The following is a 2,154-nucleotide window of genomic DNA, read 5'->3' as shown; positions in this document are numbered from 1 at the left end:
GCTCGGCGCGACCGTCCACTGCTGCTCACGTCCGGCGACGGTGCCGCCTGGACCCCGGCGGCGCTCCCGGCGGACCGGCCCGGCGAGCTGTCCGGCGCCGCCCACGGCCGGGCCGGCTACGTCGTCGTGGGCTCCGACAGCGGCGGCGTCCTCGCCTGGCACTCCGACGACCTCGCCCGCTGGACGGCCGGGACCGGCGACCTCCAGGGCGGGAAGGCGCACGACGTCGCCACCGTCACCCGCGGCTACGTCGCGGTCGGCGCGTCGGCAAATGGCGCGCCGGCGGCGTGGACCTCAGCCGACGGCGCGGTGTGGACGGCCGTACGTCTCCCCGCGGGGCCCGCGCCGACCCGGGTCGTGGCGCGCGGTGACACGGCCGTCGCGACGGGGCCCGGCGGCACCGCGGCCGTCTCGTCCGACGGCGGGCGGACCTGGCGCGCCGAGCCCCTCAAGGCGGCCGGGCTGACCGCCGCGCTCGCCACGCCCCGCGGGTTCGTGCTGGCCGGGACGCCGCCGGGCACGTCCGACGTCGCGCTGTGGACCTCGTCCAGCGGCGGCGACTGGCGGACCGTCCGCCCCTACGGCCGGGGGCTCGACGGCGGCGGGCCCCAGTGGCTCACCGGCCTGGCCCTCCTCGGCGGCGACCTCCTCGCCACGGGCACGGACGGCGGCGTCCCCACCCTCTGGCGCGCCCGGCCGCCCTAGAGCGGCCCGGGTGGGGCTAGGTCTCCCGGTCGTCGCCGCGCCGCGGGTGCCGCTGGCGGTCGGCCGCGGCGGCGCCGAGGATCATCTCGTCGACGACCCAGCGCGCCTCCGGCGACAGGTCGACCAGCGCGCGCAGCACCTCGGGCCGGATCGTGCCGTGCTCGACCTCCCGGCGCAGCGCCTTCAGCGTCAGGTCGTCGTCGATCGGGCCCGCCTCGCCCGGGAACCCGAAGTAGCCGATCGGGACGCCGAAGAACGTCGCGAGCGCCGTCAGGGTCTTGAGCTGCGGGTTCTCCTGCCGTCCCGTGCGCAGCTTCCACACCGTCGTGGACGAGATGTCCTCACCGGTCGCGCGCGCGATCGCGGCGGCGGTCTCCACGTTGTTGCGCGGCGCGTCGGCGTCCGCCGGCCACAGGTTGCGGATCAGCCACTCGACCTTCTCCGCCAGCGTCGCGCCCGGCGAGACCTCCTCCGCGCTCCCCGCCCGCACGGCCCCGGTCCGATTCTGCATCGCCGCCCCTCCCGTCCCTCACCTGCCAACGACTTTAGTTGACCGCAGGCCACCTCGTCAGCCAAGGACACGGGATGGTTCCCTACGGTATCGGGCCGATCACGGAAGCCCAACCCGCCGTGTCGGACGGGACGGGCGGCGCGGCGGCTGCTTTCATCGGTACCGTCGCAGGTCATCATCGGGGGAGGTGGCCGACTGTGCCGGCCCATGCCACGCACCTGAACCCGCCGCGGCTCCGCCTGGTCGGCGGAGCGGTGGCGATCGCCCTGGTCGCCGCGCCGTCCGCGGGGCCCGCGCTGGCGGCCGGGCCCGCCGGCCCGGGACCGCGGGGCTGCCCGCACACCCGCGGAGCGGCGGACGCGATGTTCGACCGCGACGCCCTGTGCCGGAACGTCGAGTCGGAGATCGGCTCAGGGCATCCCGACCTCGGCCGCGCGCTCCGCGGCTCGGTGCGAGGCAGGGCGCACCGTCCCCCGGTGCGGATGGGACGGCCGGAGCACGGCCTCTTCCCGGGGAAGGCCCGGCCCGCGCGGCCGAAGGTGCCCGTCCGGCCGGGGACGCCCGCCCGTCCGGGCTTCGAGCAGGTCCGGCCGGAGCGCGAGCCCACCCGGCACAAGCCGATCCGACGGCAGGTGGAGATCCCCGTCGCGGAGCCCCCGTCCACGGACGCGCCCGCCGCCCCGCACGGGAGGCGCCACCCGGAGCAGCCCGCGAGCGCGCCCACCGTCCAGGGGCACGAGACGGCGACCACGGCGAACGGCGCGCCCGGAGGCGCGACGCCCACCACGGTCGCGGTGATCCTGCTGCTCGCCGCGTTCGCGCTGCACCAGCGGTTCACCCGCCGCGTCCCGGTCCCCCGGCCGCTGGCGCGGCACCGGCGGCACCTGGCGGCGGCATCGCGCGCGGTGCTGCACGCCGCGCCCATGCCCGCCGTGGAG

2 protein-coding genes and 1 pseudogene are annotated in these 2,154 nt (G+C 78.0%); 2 read left to right on the top strand and 1 reads right to left on the bottom strand.

Annotated features, from left to right (window positions below; genetic code table 11):
• Positions 1 to 705: hypothetical protein (locus E1300_RS51145; protein WP_207400457.1), on the top strand; the 705-nt coding region annotated here is incomplete at its 5' end.
• 16 nt (positions 706 to 721) lie between these two features.
• Here the strand turns inward: E1300_RS51145 and E1300_RS49225 are convergent.
• Positions 722 to 1,216: a helix-turn-helix domain-containing protein gene (locus tag E1300_RS49225; RefSeq protein ID WP_131764116.1), complete on the bottom strand. Its 495-nt coding sequence runs from the start codon at positions 1,214 to 1,216 to the stop codon at positions 722 to 724.
• A 197-nt stretch (positions 1,217 to 1,413) separates the two neighbouring features.
• On the opposite strand from E1300_RS49225, the pseudogene E1300_RS49220 reads away from it, so the two are divergent.
• Positions 1,414 to 2,154: pseudogene (locus E1300_RS49220) on the top strand (hypothetical protein); the annotation flags it as partial.

This window comes from Actinomadura fibrosa (assembly GCF_900659615.1).
Lineage (GTDB): Bacteria > Actinomycetota > Actinomycetes > Streptosporangiales > Streptosporangiaceae > Spirillospora > Spirillospora fibrosa.
The sequence above is the reverse complement of the archived record's forward strand: the minus strand, read 5'-3'. Positions and strand labels throughout refer to the sequence as shown.

What these genes read in the sequence shown, in the direction of transcription:
- E1300_RS49225 (WP_131764116.1), bottom strand. Translation starts at nt 1,216, where the DNA reads ATGCAGAATCGGACCGGGGCCGTGCGGGCGGGGAGCGCGGAGGAGGTC.